The sequence below is a fragment of the Streptomyces sp. NPDC048297 genome (assembly GCF_043201585.1).
Lineage (GTDB): Bacteria > Actinomycetota > Actinomycetes > Streptomycetales > Streptomycetaceae > Streptomyces.
Genome location: NZ_JBICZA010000004.1, coordinates 101,937 through 120,168, shown reverse-complemented (window position 1 = coordinate 120,168; position 18,232 = coordinate 101,937). Strand labels below are relative to the sequence as shown.

General features: G+C 73.1%; 16 protein-coding genes. 7 read left to right on the top strand and 9 right to left on the bottom strand.

Annotation, left to right across the window (positions count from 1 at the left end; genetic code table 11):
- Positions 1-12 precede the first annotated feature (12 nt).
- A complete protein-coding gene (locus tag ACGFYV_RS05735) occupies positions 13-1,458 on the top strand; it encodes an NAD-dependent succinate-semialdehyde dehydrogenase (RefSeq protein ID WP_393877089.1) in 1,446 nt (481 codons plus the stop codon).
- Between the two features lie 157 nt (positions 1,459-1,615).
- Positions 1,616-2,269: a dihydrofolate reductase family protein gene (locus tag ACGFYV_RS05730; protein ID WP_393877088.1), complete on the top strand. Its 654-nt coding sequence runs from the start codon at positions 1,616-1,618 to the stop codon at positions 2,267-2,269.
- A gap of 27 nt (positions 2,270-2,296) precedes the next feature.
- Here ACGFYV_RS05730 and ACGFYV_RS05725 read toward each other — a convergent pair whose 3' ends face one another.
- From ACGFYV_RS05725 to ACGFYV_RS05700, 6 genes are all read right to left on the bottom strand, one after another.
- Positions 2,297-3,211 (bottom strand): alpha/beta hydrolase, encoded by a 915-nt coding sequence (locus tag ACGFYV_RS05725; protein ID WP_393877273.1) that lies wholly within the window; start codon positions 3,209-3,211, stop codon positions 2,297-2,299.
- Positions 3,212-3,310: 99 nt separating this feature from the next.
- Positions 3,311-3,886, bottom strand: a complete 576-nt coding sequence (locus ACGFYV_RS05720; RefSeq protein WP_393877087.1) for a TetR/AcrR family transcriptional regulator — start codon at positions 3,884-3,886, stop codon at positions 3,311-3,313.
- A gap of 102 nt (positions 3,887-3,988) precedes the next feature.
- Positions 3,989-4,993: a DUF1918 domain-containing protein gene (locus tag ACGFYV_RS05715; protein ID WP_393877086.1), complete on the bottom strand. Its 1,005-nt coding sequence runs from the start codon at positions 4,991-4,993 to the stop codon at positions 3,989-3,991.
- A gap of 330 nt (positions 4,994-5,323) precedes the next feature.
- Entirely contained in the window at positions 5,324-7,003 is a 1,680-nt protein-coding gene (locus ACGFYV_RS05710; protein WP_393877085.1) for a SulP family inorganic anion transporter, read from the bottom strand.
- Between the two features lie 181 nt (positions 7,004-7,184).
- Positions 7,185-7,952: an ABC transporter ATP-binding protein gene (locus ACGFYV_RS05705; RefSeq protein WP_393877084.1), complete on the bottom strand. Its 768-nt coding sequence runs from the start codon at positions 7,950-7,952 to the stop codon at positions 7,185-7,187.
- Entirely contained in the window at positions 7,949-9,037 is a 1,089-nt protein-coding gene (locus tag ACGFYV_RS05700) for an ABC transporter permease (RefSeq protein WP_393877083.1), read from the bottom strand. The genes ACGFYV_RS05705 and ACGFYV_RS05700 overlap by 4 nt, the downstream gene beginning before the upstream one ends.
- Before the next feature lie 190 nt (positions 9,038-9,227).
- Here ACGFYV_RS05700 and ACGFYV_RS05695 point away from each other — a divergent pair, with 190 nt between their 5' ends.
- Positions 9,228-10,484 carry a sensor histidine kinase gene (locus tag ACGFYV_RS05695; protein WP_393877082.1) on the top strand — a complete coding sequence of 419 codons (1,257 nt, stop codon included), beginning with the start codon at positions 9,228-9,230 and terminating at the stop codon, positions 10,482-10,484.
- Complete coding sequence (locus tag ACGFYV_RS05690; protein WP_393877081.1) at positions 10,481-11,116, top strand: response regulator; 636 nt, start codon at positions 10,481-10,483, stop codon at positions 11,114-11,116. The genes ACGFYV_RS05695 and ACGFYV_RS05690 overlap by 4 nt, the downstream gene beginning before the upstream one ends.
- A 67-nt stretch (positions 11,117-11,183) precedes the next feature.
- On the opposite strand, the gene ACGFYV_RS05685 is transcribed toward ACGFYV_RS05690, so the two are convergent.
- Positions 11,184-11,957, bottom strand: coding sequence for a tetratricopeptide repeat protein (locus ACGFYV_RS05685; RefSeq protein ID WP_393877080.1), 774 nt, complete (start codon positions 11,955-11,957; stop codon positions 11,184-11,186).
- Positions 11,958-12,144: 187 nt separating this feature from the next.
- Entirely contained in the window at positions 12,145-12,849 is a 705-nt protein-coding gene (locus ACGFYV_RS05680; RefSeq protein WP_393877079.1) for an HD domain-containing protein, read from the bottom strand.
- Positions 12,850-13,002: 153 nt separating this feature from the next.
- Between ACGFYV_RS05680 and ACGFYV_RS05675 the strand changes: the two genes are divergently transcribed.
- A complete protein-coding gene (locus ACGFYV_RS05675) occupies positions 13,003-14,007 on the top strand; it encodes a 2-dehydropantoate 2-reductase (protein WP_393877078.1) in 1,005 nt (334 codons plus the stop codon).
- 110 nt (positions 14,008-14,117) lie between these two features.
- The gene (locus ACGFYV_RS05670) at positions 14,118-14,546 is read left to right on the top strand and encodes a hypothetical protein (RefSeq protein ID WP_393877077.1); all 429 of its coding nucleotides are present in this window, start codon (positions 14,118-14,120) and stop codon (positions 14,544-14,546) included.
- A 202-nt stretch (positions 14,547-14,748) separates the two neighbouring features.
- Here the strand turns inward: ACGFYV_RS05670 and ACGFYV_RS05665 are convergent, their stop codons facing one another.
- Positions 14,749-17,607: an ATP-binding protein gene (locus ACGFYV_RS05665; protein ID WP_393877076.1), complete on the bottom strand. Its 2,859-nt coding sequence runs from the start codon at positions 17,605-17,607 to the stop codon at positions 14,749-14,751.
- Between the two features lie 143 nt (positions 17,608-17,750).
- Here ACGFYV_RS05665 and ACGFYV_RS05660 point away from each other — a divergent pair, with 143 nt between their 5' ends.
- Positions 17,751-18,107, top strand: coding sequence for a VOC family protein (locus ACGFYV_RS05660; RefSeq protein WP_393877075.1), 357 nt, complete (start codon positions 17,751-17,753; stop codon positions 18,105-18,107).
- The last annotated feature ends 125 nt before the right edge of the window (positions 18,108-18,232 follow it).

The window sequence follows — 18,232 nt, the reverse complement described above, 5'->3', positions numbered from 1 at the left end:
GGGAGACCCACAGTGACCACCCTCAAGGACACCCCCACCCAACTCCTCATCGGCGGCCGGTGGACCCCGGCCGGCGACGACGGAACCCTGGAAGTCGTCGATCCCGCCTACGCCGAACCGCTCGCGGAGGTCGCGAACGGCACCGTCGAGGACGCCGTGGCGGCCGTGGACGCCGCCCACGGCGCCCTCGACGCCTGGCGGGCCACGGCACCACGCCGACGCGGAGAGATCCTGCGGCGGGCGTTCGACCTGATGACCGCGCGCGCCGAGGCGTTCGCCGAACTCATCGTCAGGGAGAACGGCAAGGCCCTGGCCGACGCCCGAGCCGAAGTGGCGTACGCGGCCGAGTTCTTCCGCTGGTACGCCGAGGAGGCGGTGCGCGCGACCGGATCCGTCCAGACGGCACCGGCCGGCACCAACAAGATCATGGTGCTGCGCCAGCCCGTGGGCGTCGCGCTGCTCATCACGCCGTGGAACTTCCCCGCCGCCATGGCCACCCGGAAGATCGGCCCCGCCCTGGCCGCGGGCTGCACCGTCGTCCTCAAACCCGCCTCGGACACACCGCTGACCGCACTCGCGCTGGGCGCGCTGCTCACCGAGGCGGGCGTGCCCGACGGCGTGGTCAACGTCGTACCCTCACGCCGCTCCGCCCGGATCGCCGAGGTCCTGCTCGCCGACCCCCGGGTCCGCAAGGTGTCGTTCACCGGCTCCACCGAGGTCGGGCGCGAACTGCTGCGGCAGGCGGCCGGATCGGTCGTGAACACCTCCATGGAACTCGGCGGGAACGCCCCGTTCCTCGTCCTCGCCGGCGCCGACCTCGACCAGGCGGTCGCCGGTGCCATGGTCGCCAAGATGCGCAACGGCGGGGAGGCGTGCACGGCGGCCAACCGCTTCTACGTCCACGCCTCGCTCGCCGAGGAGTTCGCCACGCGCCTCGCCTCGGCCATGACGGCGCTCACGGTCGGCCCCGGCCTGAACGCGGGCGTGGACGTCGGACCGCTGGTGAACGAGGCGGCCCGCAAGAAGGTCGGCGAACTCGTCTCGGGCACCGTCGACGCCGGCGCGCGCCTCCTGGCCGGCGGTACGGCCCCCGAACGCGCCGGATACTTCTACCTCCCGACCGTGCTGGGCGACGTCCCCGCCGACGCGCCCATCCTGACGGAGGAGATCTTCGGCCCGGTGGCGCCCGTCGTCCCCTTCGACGACGTCGACGAGGCGATCCGGCTCGCCAACGACACCGAGTACGGCCTCGTGTCCTACGTCTACACCGGGAACCTGGCCGAGGGCCTGCGGGTGTCCGAGGCGCTGGAGTCCGGAATGGTCGGCCTGAACCGTCCGGTCGTGTCGGACCCGGCCGCCCCGTTCGGCGGCGTCAAGCAGTCCGGCCTCGGCCGCGAGGGCGGACACGACGGCCTGCTGGAGTTCACCGAGAGCAAGTACATCGCCGTGGACTGGTGACCTGGGCCGGAGCGTGACGTCCGCCCGGGAGGGGGACGAAGGGTGCCTGACGGACCTGGCGGACGTCAGGCACCCTCGCTTGCGTGTGCGGCGCGCCGATGAGTTTTCCTGGCCGGGGGAGTCTCATCATCGGTACTGACAGTCCCGGGAGGATCACGTGTCTCAGTTGTTGAAGGTCCAGAACTTCATCGTCTCCAGTGACGGCGTCGCCGCCGGTGAGGACCAGGACCAGAGCCTGGAGCGGCCGTTCGGCCTCGACGGACCCGAGAGGATGTTCGCCTGGGCCGGCGCCACGGCGAGCTGGCCCAACCGCACGGACCCCGGCGGCAGCCGGGGCCTGGACGACTACTTCACACGGGACTTCCACCACAACATCGGCGCCGAGATCATGGGCCGCAACAAGTTCGGGCCGCAGCGCGGGCCCTGGAGCGAAGACGAGGAGTGGCGCGGCTGGTGGGGCGACGAGCCCCCGTTCCACACCCCGGTGTTCGTCATGACCCACCACAAGCGCCCGTCCTTCACCCTCTCCGACACCACCTTCCACTTCGTCGAGGGCGACCCGGCCACGATCCTGGAGCAGGCGCGGGAGGCGGCGCAGGGCAAGGACGTCCGGCTCGGCGGCGGGGTCACCACCATCCGCGAGTTCCTCGACGCCGACCTCGTCGACACCCTGCACGTGGCGGTCTCGCCGCTGAAATACGGGTCCGGTCTGCGGCTCTGGGAGTCTCCCGACGAGCTCCGGGACCGGTTCCACCTCGACATCGTACCGAGCCCGAGCGGGGTGACGCACCACCTGTTCTGGCGGAAGTGACGCCGTCCGCCGGTGCCGTGGACGGCGTCAGGCCGTGCGCCTGGTGACGAAGTCCGCGATGGCGTCCTGCATCTGCTGGAGGCCGGGCTCTTCGAGCGGGTAGTGGCCCGCGTTGTCGAGCATGACGGTCTCTACCGGGACCTTGGTGATGCGGGACAGGACCGGCACGCTGAGGTGGTGAGGGGTCCAGCGGTCCTCGGCGGGCTGCGTGAGCAGGACCGGGCAGGCGTCGAAGTCCTCGGGCTCGACGGCGGGCACGTAGTTCATGTAGCGGTCGAGGAAACGGACGCTGACCCGGTTCGCGGCCGAGGTGCGGTCCTTCATGAAGACCTTCATGGCGGCCCGGTCGTTGGCGAGCGCGGACATCTTGGACGCCAGGCTCATCGGCAACGTGACGAAGGCGGCCGGGGTCCGGGCCAGCAGGCCCATGACGGGACCGCCCAGGCGGGCGGTGAGCCTGTCGTGCGCGGTCTCGTCGCGGACCCGCTGGTCGCGCTGGTCGAGGAAGGTCATGCCCACGATGCCGGCCAGGGTGCCCCGGGGCGCCTTGGCCGCGACGTGGTAGGTGAGCATGCCGCCCGCACTGAGCCCGTACAGCACGATGGGGCGGTCGTCGCGGGACTGCTCGTGGGCGAGGAAGTCGACGACGAGGTCGACCCAGTCGTCGTAGGAGGGGGTGCTGCCCGGCTCGACCTGGGTGAGGCCGTAGCCGAGGTTGTCCAGGGCCACGGTCTCGAAGCCGCGCGCGGCCAGGGGAGCGCCCAGGATGAGGGACATCTGGCGGCCGTTGGTGCCGACGCCGTGGTGCAGCACGACCTTGGCCTTCGCCGCGGGGTCGGCGTAGCGGTCGAGGTGGACGCGGTGTCCGCGCCAGTCCCAGAACTCCTCGCGGGGCGCGGTGTCGTCGGTCAGCCGCAGACGGGCGGGCAGAAACCGCTGCAGCTCGCGCCAGGCCTGCTGGTCGCGGTAGGAGACGGGGCGGAAGCGGGGGCGGAGGTGGGGCTCATCGACGGTGCCTTCCGGCTGGGGCCTGACGGTGAGTCAGGCGGGGGGAGAGGGGGCGGGGCGGCTCAGCGCCCCGCGGGTGATCATCCGCACGCCGGCCGTGAGGTCCCGGCGGGCCGCTTCGACGTCACGAAGGTCGTCCTCCAGGCCCCGCGTGAACGTGAGCAGCACGCCGCCCGCCTGCTGGGCGCCGTCGGGGACGACCGGTGCCAGGGCCGAGGTCACCAGCTCCGCCAGATGGTCCATGTAGGCGGTGACCAGGTCGGGCGTGTGGGCGGAGGCCGCGGACAGCAGCTCGTAGGCGTGGGTGGGACTGTCACGCCACAGCCGGATGGCGACCTCCAGCTTGACCGTGAGTACCCCGAGGACCTTCTCCTCGGGCGTGGCCGCGGCGGCTGCCGCCTGGTCGGCCGCGGCCGACGCCAGTTCCAGCTTGGCGCCGATGACCTTGGCGAACACCTCGTCCTTGGTTCCGGCGTACTTGTAGACGGTCGGGCGCGACAGCTGCGCCTCCTCGACGATGTCGGACATCGTCGTGCGGCGGTAACCGTTGCGGCAGAAGGCGCGGTAGGCGCTGTCGAGGACGACCTGGGAAGACGGAACCTTCGGCATGGCTACAAATTTAACACTCATAGCCAATGTTGTAAATCTCTGCTGGCTGTGACCGCAGGGCGGGCCGGGCGGCCGGCCCGCCCAGGTATTCGTCCCCGGCCGCTACCGCTCGGCCGGAGTGATGCGACGGCCCGTCAGGCTCGTGGGCCGGACCGACACCCACATGGCGCGCTCACCGCCCGCCCAGGGCGTGCTGTGGGCCAGTCGGGTGAGCCGTCCCGCGGCGTCGGGGTCCGTCACGACACTCGCGGGGCCGACGGCGAGCACGCTCCAGCCCTGGCTCATCGCCTCGTCGAGGTGGTCGACCTCGAAGGCGACCTCCAGGCCCGCGGCTGCCGCCGGGAGTGAACCGGGCGCGGTCCGGAAGACGATGGCCTCGTCCACGACGTCGTAGTTGACCGGGACGACCGCCGGGCGGCCGTCGGGAGCCGACACCGCGATACGGCCCACCCCGTGCGTGGACAGCAGGGAGCGGCACTCCGCCGGGCTGAGGTCCCGCAGCCGGGGGTGCAGCAGTGCGTAGCCCTGACCCGGTGGGAGGTCCATGCCCCCGCCCTCCAGGGCGGAGACCGTGGTGCCCAGGGCGTCGGCCAGCCTGATGACCGTCGCCATGGTCGGATCGGCAGGCCGTTCCTCCAGGTACGCCAGGTAGTCGGGCGACATCCGGGCGCGGCGGGCGGTCTCCTCCCGGCTGAACCCCAGCCTGTGCCGGGCGTCGGCCACGCGCCGGCCGATGTCGCCGGGGTTGGCCCCGGTCGGTGGTGGCGCGGCGCCGGACGCCGACCGTGTTCCGCCCGTGCCCGACTGCGTCCTGTCCGTCCCGGACCCCGTCCTGTCCGTCCCGGACCCCGTCCTGCTCGTCCCGGACCCTGTCCTGCCCGTGTCCGGCAGCGAGCCGCGCGTGGTGCCGGGTTGTGCGTGTTCGAGATGCAGGATGTGTGCGTCGGGCCCTGGGAACACGAGCGTCACTTCGTCCGTGTCCGACCAGCGCACGTCGTAGGGAGGTGTTCCGTCCTCGTGGTGGAGTCCGACGATCTCGCCGTCGCGCCTGGCGGCGCCGGTCGCCGGACTTTCGATGACCAGTTGGTCGCCGAGGTGAGCTCGCATGATCGCCGCCCTCTCCTCAGATCGGTGCTGTATCCAAGCTGCCACGTGGGGGAGACCGTCGCACGGGAGGGCCTGGCGTGACACGTGGTGCGTACCGACCCTTGTTGTCCGCGATGTTCCGCGCGGATGGTTCCCCTTCCAGCGTGTGCGGGCGCCGGAGGCGTGGGCAGGGGCCGGCCGGCCTCCCCGGCGGGCCGTTCGGCCTTCCGCCGGTCCGGCAGGTTCGGCGAGTTCCGCCGGTCCGGTGGGTTCGGCGGGTTCGGCGAGTTCCGCCGGTCCGGCGGGTTCGGCGGGTTTGGCGGGTTCGGCCTCCCGTCCGCCCGGTGGCGCTCACCGCTCGTCGCACCAGGCACGGTAGGCGGCCACCGCGGTCGGCAGTGTCGGGAAGATACGGTCGGCGCCCACGGAGTCCGCGAGGCCGTACGCCTGGAGGTCGTCGAGCAGGTCCTGCTTGACCCGGGCGAGGGCGAACACGATGCCGCGGTCCGTGAGCTCACGGCGCAGTTCGTCCACGGCGTCCAGGGCCGTGATGTCCACCTCCACGTTGGCCTCCGTGTTGAGGACGAACCAGCGGACGGGTTCGCCCTGCTCCTCGACGGAGGCCAGCGCGCGGCGCCGGAAGTCCTCCGCGTTGGCGAAGAACAGCGGCGAGTCGTACCGGTAGACCAGCAGGCCCGGGATCGTGCGGGCCTGCGGATAGTCGTCGACGTCGTGCATGCCCGCCACCCCGGGGACCACCCCCTCGATCGCGTCGTGCGGCCGTGCCACCCGGGTCAGCAGCTCGGCCACCGAAAGGCCCACGGCCACGAGCACCCCGTACAGGATGTCCAAGGCGAGGACACCCGCCAGACAGCCCAGGGCGAGGAACAGTTCGCGCCTTCGGAACGAGGCGAGCCGGCAGAAGCCCGCGACGTCGATCATGCGGACGGCGGCGTACACGACGAGGGCACCGAGCACGGCGGAGGGAGTGCGGGTCAGCAGGGGGCTCAGGAACAGCAGGACGGCCAGCACGACGGCACCCGCGATCAGTGCGTACGCCTTGCTGCGAGCGCCCGCGGACGCCGCGAGGGCCGTACGGCTGGCGCTGCTGCTGACCGGGAAGCCGTGGACGACGCCGGCGCCCAGGTTCACCGCGCCCAGGGCGAGGAACTCCCGGTCGGCGTCGAGCGCTTCCGTCCGGTCCGCGAAGGCCCGCGCGGTCAGGATCATGTCCGTGTACGCGACCAGCAGCACACCGAGCGCGGGGAGGACCAGGCGCGGCACGGCCCCCAGGTCGGGCAGGGCCAGGTCCGGAAGACCGGAGGGCACCGTGCCGATCACCGCGATGCCGTGGCGGGCGTCCAGGTCGAAGGCCACGACGGCCGCCGTCGACAGGGCCACGGCGAGCAGCGGCCCGGGCAGCACGGGGAGGAGACGAGCGACGGCGAAGAGGAACACCACGACGGCGGCGGAGAGGACCACGGTCGCCAGGTGGGCGTCCGGCAGGTGGGCGAAGAAGGAGCCGAGGAGGGGGAGGAACCGTGACCCCTTCGCCGGTACGCCCGTGAGCTTGGGAAGCTGGTCCGCCATCATGATCAGGGCCACGCCGGCCAGATAGCCGATCAGCACCGGGCGGGAGAGCAGATCGGCGAGGAAGCCGAGCCGGGCCACCCGGGCCGCCAGACACAGCAGACCGACCGTGACCGCGAGGGCGGCGGCCAGAGCGGCGTAGCGTGTGGGGTCCGCACCGGCCAGGGGGCCGACCACGGTGGCGGTCATCAGCGCGGTCGTGGACTCGGGGCCGACCGAGAGCAGACGCGAGGAACCGAGCAGCGCGTACAGCCCGAGTGCCGGAAGGATCGCCCACAGCCCGGCGACCGGCGGCAGCCCCGCCACCCCGGCGTACGCCAGGACCTGCGGCACCAGGTAGGCGGCCACGGTCACGCCCGCGGTCAGGTCGCCCTTGAGCCAGGCCCCCGGGTGGGCGAGCACGGCACCGAGTCCGGCCACCCGGAACCGCCTGCGCCGCATTCGACCACCACCCGCTGCATTCGACCGCCCGAGCCGTCGGCCCTGGGCTGTTCCTCGCGTCCGCTCACGGGATCCACCGGCACGCCGATCCCGTGAGCCGCCAGAGCACTCCCGTTCCCTTCCGCCCACATTGCCCGTGCGACGGGTTCCCGTAACGGGGCGCCGATCGCCGCAGAGCCGTTCAGGCGGTGGGTGTGGGCGTGTCCGTCGGCGTGGGCGTGGTCATCGGGGTCGGCGTGGGCGTGGGCGGGGTCATCGGCGTCGGCGTCGGCGTCGGCGTCGGCAGGCTGAGACGACCGTCGCGCACGTCGGCGATCCGGTCGGCGGCGGCGAGGTGGGCACGGTCGTGCGTGACCAGGACGGTCGCCGTGGCCCGCTCGTGCGTGAGGCGGGTGATCAGGGCGATGACGGCGGCGCCGCGTTCGTGGTCGAGGGCGCTGGTGGGCTCGTCGACCAGGAGGAGGACAGGATCGTTCATCAGGGCGCGGGCGATGTTGACGCGCTGGCGCTGGCCGCCGGACAGCTGGTGCGGGCGGCGGTGGGCCTGGTCGGCGAGGCCGACGGCGTCGAGCAGTTCCATGGCCCGGCCACGCGCCCTCGCCGCGGAGCGGCCGTCGATCCGGGCCATGACCTGGAGCTGCTCGACCGCGGTGAGGGAGGGCAGCAGGTTGGGCTGCTGGAACACGATGCCGATCGTGTGGCGGCGCAGGCCGGTGAGTTCGGCGCGGGTCATCCCGGTGGTGCTGGTGCCGTCGACGGTGACCGTCCCGGAGTCGGGGGTGATCAGGGTGGCGGCGACGGCCAGCAGGCTGGACTTGCCGGAGCCGGAGGGGCCGACCACGGCGGTCAGGCTGCCCTTGGGAACGGTCAGCGTGACGTCGTCCAGGGCCGTCAGACGGGAGTCGCCGTCCGGGTAGGTGAGGGTGACGTCGGTCAGGTTCAGGCTCATCGGGCGTTCCCCAGGGCGGTCAGCGGGTCGACGGAGGTGATGCGGCGGACGGCGAGGGCGGCGCCCAGCGCGCCGAGCAGAACCGTCACGGCGGCCGGGACGAGGACGGTGGCGGGGGTGAGGGCGAAGGGCACGGTCGTCCGGGCGACGACGGCGCCCATGGCGGCGGCGACGCCGGTGCCGAGCAGCGTGCCGCCGGTGAGCAGGACGACGGCCTGCCCGAGGGCGTCCTTCAGAAGGGTCGCGGTCGAGGCGCCGAGGGCTTTGAGGACGGCGATGTCGCCGCTGCGCTGGATCGTCCAGACGGTGAAGAAGGCGCCGATGACCAGGGCGGAGATGGCGAACAGGAAGCCGCGCATCAACTGCAGCGAGCCGTTCTCGGAGGTGTAGGAGCCGATCGCGGACAGCGAGTCGTCCTTGGCGACCGTCCTGGTGCCGGCGGCCCGGTCGGCGGCCGGCACGTCGGCGTCGGAGGTGGTGTCCAGGGCGATCACCGTCGCGGTCGGGCGTCCGCCGCTGCCGGTCGGGGGTGCGATCCGCTGCCAGACGTCGAGACCGGTCCAGATGACCGGGGTGTGGCTGAAGGAGGCGTCGCCCCGCACGGCGCTCACCGTGAGCCGCTGCCCGGCGAGGGTGAGGCTGCCGCCGGGCTTCAGGCCGAGGTCGTCGGCGGCCGTGGTGGTCAGCACCGCCGCGTGGCCGTCGAGCCCGCCGCCGTCCGGGGCGAGGCGGGAGCCGGGCCGGACACCGAACACGCTGACCCCGGTGCTGTGGTCACCGGCCGTGGCTCTGGTCGTGGTGATGCCCAGGGGTTCGGCGCTGGTGACGCCGGGAGTCCTGGCCCACCGCCGCCACTGCTGCTCGGTGACGGTGGAGTCGGCGTACGACAGGGCCTGGCCGGTGCCGGGCGCATCGAAGGCGATCTCGTCCGCGGGCAGGCCGGTGATCGCCGAGATGTTCTGCCGGCCGAGGCCGGCGGTCAGCCCGGACAACAACCCGACCAGCAGGGTGATCAGCACGATGACAGTTCCCATCAGGGCGAAGCGGCCCTTGGCGAACTTCAGGTCTCTCCAGGCGACGAACACGGGGTCGGCCTGTCCTTTCCGGTGGTGGAAGCGGTTCCGGCGGTGGAATCGGTACGTCACCACCGTCGCCGCCCGACCCGTGCGCCGGCATCCGGCAGGGGAGAGCACTTGGCGGATCGGAAGGCGACCGCCGGATTCCAACTTTCGATGGAGGCCGCGTGCTGTTCCGCATCCTTAGGCTGGAAGGACTGTGAACACCGCCGCCCCCACTCCGACCCCGACCACCCGGGCCCTGACCTGGTGCCTGCACCTGCTGATCGTCGGCCTGCTCGCCCTGGCCGGCGCGCGCGCCCTCGCCGACAGCCGACCCCACGCCGGGGCGATCGTCGCCGTCGCGGCAGCGTGCGCCCTGGTGTACGCGGCCGGGCAGCTCCTGCCGCGCAGGGGCCCCTCCCGGCGGGCGGCCGCCTGGTGGCTGGCCGCCGTCGGCGCCGTCTGGCTGGCACTGGTGGCCCTGACTCCCGACGGCGTGTGGGTCGCCTTCCCGCTGTACTTCCTCCAACTGCATCTGCTGCCCCGGCGCGCCGGACTGACCGCGGTGGCGGCGACCGCGGTGGCCGCCATCGGCGGCTTCGCCGCCCACCAGGGCTCCTTCAGCCTGGCCATGGCCATCGGACCCGCGCTCGGCGCCGCCGTCGCGATCGCGGTGGTGTGGGGGTACGAGGCCCTGTACCGGGAGAGCGAACACCGCCGGCGCCTGATCGAGGAACTCACCGCCACCCGCGCCGACCTGGCCGCCGCCCAGCACACCGCCGGCGTACTGGCCGAACGCGAACGCCTGGCCCGCGAGATCCACGACACCCTCGCCCAGGGCTTCTCCAGCATCCAACTGCTGTTGCGCGCCGCCGAACGCTCCCTGCCCGACCGGCCCGACGCCGCGACCCGCCATGTGGAGGCGGCTCGCCAGGCCGCCGTGGACAACCTCGCCGAGGCCCGCCGCTTCGTCGCCGCCCTGACCCCGCCCGGACTGGAAGGCATCACCCTGGCCGGCGCGCTGGAACGCCTGTGCGCCACCACCGGCACCCGCCACCCGATCACCGCGCGCTTCCGGCTCACCGGCGACCCGGTGCCGCTGTCGACCGCGCACGAGGTCGCCCTGCTGCGCGTGGCCCAGTCCGCTCTCGCGAACACCGTCCGGCACGCCCACGCCACCGTCGCCGGGGTCACCCTCGGCTGCCTCGGTGACCACGTCACCCTTGAGATCACCGACGACGGCACCGGCTTCGACCCGGACGCACTGCCCGCCCCGGACCCCGAGAACGGCGGCTTCGGCCTGGCCGCCATGCGCGCCCGTGTGCACGCGCTCGACGGCACGCTGAGCGTCGTGTCCGCGCCCGGCCACGGCACCACTGTGACCGCCCGACTGCCCCTTACCTCGCCCGCCCCGACCAAGCTTGGGACCGAGCCCGTGACCAAGACTGAGACCGAGCCAGAGGCCCGCCCGTGACCGACAGCCCCATCCGCCTTCTCCTGGCCGACGACCACCCCGTGGTGCGGGCCGGACTGCGTGCCGTGCTGGAGACCGAACCCGGCCTCGTGGTGGTGGCCGAGGCCGCCACCGCCGAGGAGGCGGTCACGCGGGCCGCCGAGGGGGACGTCGACGTCGTCCTCATGGACCTGCAGTTCGGCAAGGGCATGAACGGCGCCGAGGCCACCGCCCGGATCACCGCCCGGCCGGGCGGACCCCGCGTGCTGATCGTCACCACGTACGACTCCGACGCCGACACCCTGCCCGCCATCGAAGCCGGTGCCACCGGCTACCTGCTCAAGGACGCACCTCCCGAGGATCTGGCCGCCGCCGTGCGCACGGCCGCCACCGGCCGCACCACCCTCGCACCCGCCGTCGCCGAGAGACTCATGAACCGGCTGCGCATGCCCGGCACCGCCCTGACCCGGCGCGAGACGGAAGTCCTCGCCCTGGTCGCCGAGGGCCTGTCCAACCAGGCCGTCGGCGCCCGTCTGCACCTCACCGAGGGGACCGTCAAATCCCATCTGGTCCGTATCTACGGCAAACTCGGCGTCGACTCACGCACCGCCGCCGTCGCCACCGCGACCGACCTCGGCCTCATCCGCCGCTGAACGGACCGGGCGGCTCCACTGCCGGCGCCGTGCGGCCGGTCACGCGTCGTCGAGTCGATACGGCCGGTCACGCGTCGTCGAAACGGCCGAGCAGCGTGCGGGCCTCGGCGGTGCGGTGATGATCCGGGCCGAAGGCGGCCAGGCAGGCGTCGAGGGCGGCGGCGGCCGGGACGCGGGCCTCGGTGGCGCGGCCCAGGCCGAGGAGCGCGGTGGCCCTGGCCAGTTGGACCGCTCCGGTCTCCGGCACGCGCTGTGTCTCGGGCAGGCCGCGGTGCACCTCGTCGGCGCCCTCCGCCTCGGTGAGAGCTTCCCCGTGGCGGGCTTGGCCGTTGAGACTCCGGGCCAGTCCCAGCCGCAGAACCAGGGTGAACCGGTCTGCTGCCGGACGGCCGGCGAGGGCCTCGCGGGCGAGCGCCTCCGCTTCCGGGTGGCGGCCCCGCGCGTTGAGCGCGTAGATCTGTCCGTTGCGGGCGGCCGTCCCGACGAGCGCCATGTCCGGCCCCGTGCCCCGGGCCGCCGCTCTGACGACGGCCGCGCACTCCGCCTCGCATTCGGCGTACCGGTCGAGCGCGCTCAACGCCTGGGCACGGTCGGAACGCAGCTTCAGGGTGTACGGGTGTTCGGCGCCGAAGACCCTGCCGAAGACCGGCAGCAGCGCGTCGTACGCGGTGGCCGCCTCGGCGTGCCGACCCTGGGCGCCCATAGCCAGCGCGGCGATGCTCGACGCCAGCGGCCCGTACGCGTCGTCTCGACGGCGGGACCGTGCCGCGGCCACGGAGCGGGCCTCGGCCTCCGCCTCGGCATAGCGTCCCGCCTGCCACAGCGCCGCGGCCTGGGCCAAGGGGGAGTCCTTCGACTGCCCACCATCGTTTCGGCCACGAAAGCGGAAGAGTTTCATGGCGGGAGCATACGGATGCTGCGAACGGCGGTTCGGGGGGGGTGGGGTTGGGCCGAGGCCCCCCGTCGTCCGGAGGCAGGCGCGCGGGGCGGTGTCGTAACAGGCAGGTGAGAGGCGGGAGTTCTCGTGATCACGCAGAGTTCCGGGCCTCGCCCGTCTCACCCGCCTCGTCCGTCTTGTGCGCCTCGTGCGTCTCATCTGTCTTGTCCGTCTCGGCGGTTACGGCTGTTACGGCGACCGCGGCGACCGCGGCGACCGCGGCGACCGCGGCGACCGCGGCGGCCACGGCGGCCACGGTGCCGACCACCGGCCGCCAGGACTCCAGCCCCGGCACGCGCAGTCCGACGACCTTGCCCGCGTCGTCGGCGCGGCGCAGCGCCACCGCCGCGGCGAAGTCGGGATCGGCCTCGAAGGCGGCGGCTTGCGGCGGCGTCATGACGCCGCCCTGGCAGCCGAGGGTCCGGGCGCTCTCCGGTGAGAGCGCGAGGTCCGGGTCGGTCGCGGCGAGGTAGCGCTTGGCGGGGATGTGGAGCGCGACGAGACGGGCGACCCGCCGCCCGAGAAGGGTGGCGACGGCGTCGGCGGCGTGCTCGCCGTGCCCGGCCTCGTCACCGGGCCTGAGGTGGTGCCCGATGTCGTGCACGAGCCCGGCGACCTGGAGTTCCCTGTCGTCCGGGTGCCGCTCGGCGAGGACGGCGGCGACCTGGAGACCGTGGTCGAGGATGTCCACCGGGTCGCCGGTGCGGTCCGGGGTGTCCCAGGAGTCCGCGCAGTCGGCGAGCAGGGACATGAGGTCGTTCACGGAGGTGAGGGACGGGGGCTGGTTCGGGTGCATGGGGCCACCCTGCCGTATCCGGTGGAACAGGAGGTGTACGGGGGTGCGCCGCAGTGGAGGTGCGCTGCGGCAGGGGACCGGGGCCTGGTCAGCGGGCATGTCCATGGTCCAGGCTGGCCACTGTCCGGCCTCGCCCTGTCGCAGGAGTAACTCGTGTCCAAGCCCCGCTTCGCCGTTCTCGGCGCCGGCAGCATCGGCTGTCATCTCGGTGGCCACCTCGTCGCCGCCGGACATGACGTGACATTCATCGGCCGGTCCGCCGCCATGGATGTGCTGCGCGAGCGGGGGCTCACTCTCAGTACCTCCATCCGCCCGCCGGTCCACCTCCCGCCCGACCGGCTGAACCTGGCCACCGGCCCCGAGGGCGTGGCCGGCGCCGACTACGTGCTGGTCACCGTGAAGACCGCAGGCACCGAGCCCGCCGGCAAGGACCTCGCACCCCATCTCGCCCCCGGCGCCGTCGTGGTGAGCTTCCAGAACGGGCTGCACAACCCGGAGACCCTTCGCGCCGCCCTCCCCGGGCACACCGTGCTGGCCGGAATGGTGCCCTACAACGTGGTGCGGTCCGCGCCGGGCACCGTGCACCAGGGCATGCCGGGCAGGCTCATGACCGAACCGGACGACACGCTCCTGGCCGCCTTCAGCGAGGCGGGCGTGGCCATCCAGGCGCGGACCGACATGGCCGAAGTGCAGCACGCCAAGCTGCTGATGAACCTCAACAACGCGATCAACGCCCTCTCCGGCCTGCCACTGCGCGACGAGCTGAGCCACCGGGCGTACCGTCGCTGCCTGGCCCTGTGCCAGCGCGAGGCGCTTGCCGCCTACCGCGCCGCCGGTGTCACTCCCGCCCGCCTCGGCCCCACGGCACCGAACGTCATGCCCTATGTGCTGGGGCTGCCCGACGTCCTCTTCCGGCGGGTGGCCGCGGCCTCTCTTCGTATCGACGCCCACGCGCGCTCCTCGATGTGGGAAGACCTGCGGCGCGGCCGGCCCACGGAGGTCGACTCGCTGCAGGGCGAGATCGTCGCCCTCGCCGTCGCGCACGGGCGGAGCGCCCCGGCCAACGCGCGCCTTGTCGCCCTGGTGCACGAGGCGGAGGCGGCGGCGCGCACCTGGACGGGACCCGAGTTGTACGCGGAGCTGCGCGCGGCGCGCTGAGGACGGGCAGGCCACGAGGTCGCGTAGCCCACGGCGCCATACAATCCCAGTATTGAACGCGTTCAAATTTGGTGGGATTATCAGTCCTCGACCGTTGCGGGAGGGCGAGGATGACGCGCATGACAGGGCATCAACGAGAAGCGGTGGTAGAGGGCTTCGCCAAGATCGCTCCGGCGACTGTGCTGTGGGCGGCCCTGATCGCCGCCGCTCCTTGGCTGCCGGCCGCCGTCGGGATGGTGGACCTGACGGGCGTGACCGTCATGCTGAGCATGCTGCTCTGCAGTGTCGTACCGTCCTCGCTGCTGGGAGTGTTCCTCGGCCGGGCACGCGCCTGCTGGGCCGTGGCGGCGTGTGGCGTGGTGGGGCCGGTTCTGTGGCTTCTCGACGTCACGGTGTTCGGTGATCCCGACGTCCATTCACCGGACGATGCGGGAGCTCTCTTCTTCACGGGCCTGCTGGCCCTTGGCCTCATCAGCGCCCCGCTCATGGCGGGCGCGGCAGCAGGCTGGAGCTGCGGTCGGTCCGGTACGACGCACTGAGCGGCGCAGGGGAACAGGGCGTACTGGCGAAGATCGCCATCAACGCGCGGTGCGCGACGCTTGAGTTCAGAGACCGGGCGAAGCTCGACGACGGCCTCATGTGGGCCGCCGGTTTCGCCCTGACCGGGGTGACGGCCGAGGTGACGGCCGCCCATACGCCGCGGTGGACGCCGTATGCCGCAGCGGGCGCGGTGCGCCCGAGCTACCCAGGGCCTGTGGGTGCGAGGCCGAGACGGGCTAGCACTGCCGTGCCCGCGGCGGCGTGGCCGTTCCCGGCGAGCAGGAGCGTGCGCGCCGCCTGGTAGTGGCAGCCGGCCGTCTCGAAGGCGGCTGCGGTGGCGAGTTGCCGGGGCAGGTCGCCGTCCAGGAGTGCCTCGGCCCGGTCCACCTGCGCGGAGGCGACCGGGTTCCCCGCGACCATGGCGCGGGCGGCGTCGATCCGCTTCCGGGCGGCCGGGTGTCCGGCGAGTACCGATGCCTCCGCCCGGAGTGCCACGTACCAGTGCAGCCAGGCCCAGCACACCCACTTCCACACCTCGTCCGGATCCGGTGCCAGCCGCTCCAGGGCCGCGCCGGGTTCCCCGCGGTCGAGCAGGAACATGGCGTCGAAGACCGCGCCGTAGCCCTGTCGGTGGTCCGGATCGGGGCCCGCCTGCTCCGCTGTCGCGAGCCAGGCCGCGCGGGCGTCGTGGTCGCCGCGCAGGCCATGGACCATCGCGACCGACGCGGCGGCCGGACCGAGCGCGAACGACCGCTGGCGGCCACTCTGTTCCCATGCGTCGAGGAACTTGGCGCTGCCCGCGAAGACCTTGTCGGCGTGGCCGGCGAACGCCTCCGTGACCAGGAGCCAGGACGTGGCGTGGTGCGCCGCCTCGGTCAGCAGTGGATGGTCGGCGAGCTGCCTGCTGTACAGGCGGGCCTGTGCCAACTCACCGACGCCGAGGGCGTTTCCGGCGGCCATCGCGAGCGCGTCGACCCGCTCGTGCGTACGGGCGGGGGTGTCCGGCAGCTGAGCCAGGACATCGACGCGGCGCCTGGCCGCGCTTGCGGCGCCGAAGGGGTCACCGGCCCAACTCCGGGCGCCCGAGAGCGCGTCGAGAGCCGCGGACTCGGCGACCGGGACGCCCGCACGGCGCGCGAGCTCGACTGCCCGGTCGGCGCAACCGACGGTCTCGTGCGCGGTGTTGTCGGCGTCCGCGTGCACCGCGCCGAACGCGTCCGAGATCACCGCCGCCTCGGCAGCCATGTCGCCCTCGGGGGACAGCTCACGCGCCTCGGCGAGCACCGCTGTCACCTCCTCGACGGGCGGAATCCGCGTGAACGTGCTGGAGAAGCGGTACGCGACGGTGGCCGCGGCGGCGAGGTCGAGACAGGCACCGGCCTTGTCCCCGGCACGGAGGGCGGCTCGGGCGGCGGTCCGGTGCAGGCGGTACATGTCGTCACCGAGCCCGCGGCATCCGGCCACCGCCGCCGCCTGCCGCAGCGCCTCGGCACCGGTGCTGTCGCCTGTGCTGTCGTTTGCGCTTTCGCCGGTGTTGTCACCGGCGAGCGGGGCCGCTTGCTCGAACCGGTGCTGGGCCTCGCCGAGCAGGTTCCGGGCGAAGGACAACTCCGCCAGCGACAAGGCGAGTCGGTGCGCGTCCGCGTGCCGGTCCGGCTGGTCGGCAGCCCAGGCGAGCGCGGCCCGGAGATCCTCCGCGGCGGCGTCGAACCGGGCGCGCCAGTCGTCGCCCCGAGTCTGTGCGAGCCGGGTCGCGCCGACAAGGCACCAATCCACATGGCGCGACCGGACGTCCGCCAACTCGCCGGCGTCGGCGAGCTGTTCCGTCCCGTACTGACGGACCGTCTCCAGCGCCCGGTAGCGGGTCCCGGTACCGGACTCCGTCACAACGTGCAGGCTCTGCTCGGCAAGCCGGCCCAGTCCGTCGGCTATCGCCGACGAATCCAGCGGAGCGAACGCGCCCACCTCGGCCGCCGCCCGCGCGGTGAACGGCACGACGAACACGGATACCCGCCGCAGCAGCGCCTGGTCGCTCGGATCGAGCAGGCCATGGCTCCAGTCCAGGACCGCCCGTACCGACCGGTGCCTGCCGTCCACGCGAGGGCCGCCGGCCGGGATCCGCAACTGGTCGCCCAGGCCGGCCGCAAGGCAGTCAAGTCCCAGTGTGGGCCAGCGCGCAGCCGCCAGCTCGATCGCCAGCGCCATCCCGTCGAGCTGTTCGCACAGGTCCGCGACCTGGGGGCGTACGGCCGGGGCCGGTGTCCGGCCCACCGCCGCGGCCCGCTGCATGAACAGGGCCACAGCGTCCGAGCCGCCGCCTCCGACCCGCGACAGCGGCGGCACCGGGAAGACCCACTCGAACGGCACCATCAGCCGGGCCCGGCTCGTCGCGAGCACCCGCAACCGCGGGCAGGCCACCAACAGCCGCTCGATGAACGGCCCCACCCCGTCCCGTACTTGCTCGCAGTTGTCCAGCACCAGCAGTGCCTCGCGGTCCGCCAGCGCGGCCACCACCGCCTCGTCGACGCCGCTGCCTGGCTGCTCTCCCACACCCAGGGCCGCCGCGACCGTGGCGCCCACCCGTTCCGGATCGGTCACCGGGACCAGGTCGGCGAACCACACCCCGTCGGCGAAGTCGTCGGCCAACTCCGTTGCCACCGCCAGCGCGAGCCGCGTCTTTCCCACCCCGCCCGGCCCCACGGCGGTCACCTGCCGGTGCGCCCTCACCGCCCCGGCCAACTCCCCACACTCCCGCACCCGGCCGACGAACGCCGTCAGCGGAGCCGGAAGCGCGGACGCCGGGCCGGACTTCACAGGGCCCGATCTCGCAGAGTCGGACCTCGCCTTGCGGACCGACTCGGTCGCCCGCCGTGACAGCGCCCGACGGTCCGGCACCTCCAGCTTGCGCAGCAGCGAGGAGACGTGCGACTCGACCGTACGTACCGAGATGAACAGCCGTGCGGCGATCTCCGCGTTGGTGAGGTGCTCCCCGAGCAGCGCGAGAACCTCGGCCTCCCGGGCGGAGACCGGGGGAGTGGACACCGGCTCATGAGTGGACACCGACTCATTATCCGTGGCCCTTTCCGTGGTCAGCACGGAGGCGGCCCGCAGCCCTGCCGGGGGAGCCTGTGACCACAGCGATCGACACCGGCGAGCCTGGCAGGGCACGCCGGGGCGACCGACGCACGACCACAGGAGTCACCATGACCGGTTCCGCCCCGCACGGCACGAAGACCGTGTTGCACCCCGTGTCCGACCTTGAGACCGCCGAGGCGGTGTACACCGCCCTGCTCGGTGTCGCGCCGCAGACCGACGAGCCCTACTACGTCGGCTTCGAGGCCGCCGGCCAGCACGTCGGGCTGCTCCCCTGCGGCGGACCGCAGGGTCTGACCTCGTCGCTGGCCTTCTGGCACGTGCCCGACATCGAGACGAAGGTGGCCGAGGCGACCGCTGCGGGCGCCACCGTCAAGGAACCCGTCCACGACGTGGGCGGCGGTCGCCTGGTGGCCACCCTCGTCGACCCCGACGGCAACCTCATCGGACTGCTGGAGGACCGATGAGCACCGGCCCCGGCACCGAACCCTGCACTGGCCCCGGCACCGAACCCTGCACTGGCCCCGGCACCGAACCCTGCACTGGCCCCGGCACCGAACCCTGCACTGGCCCCGGCACCGAACCCTGCACT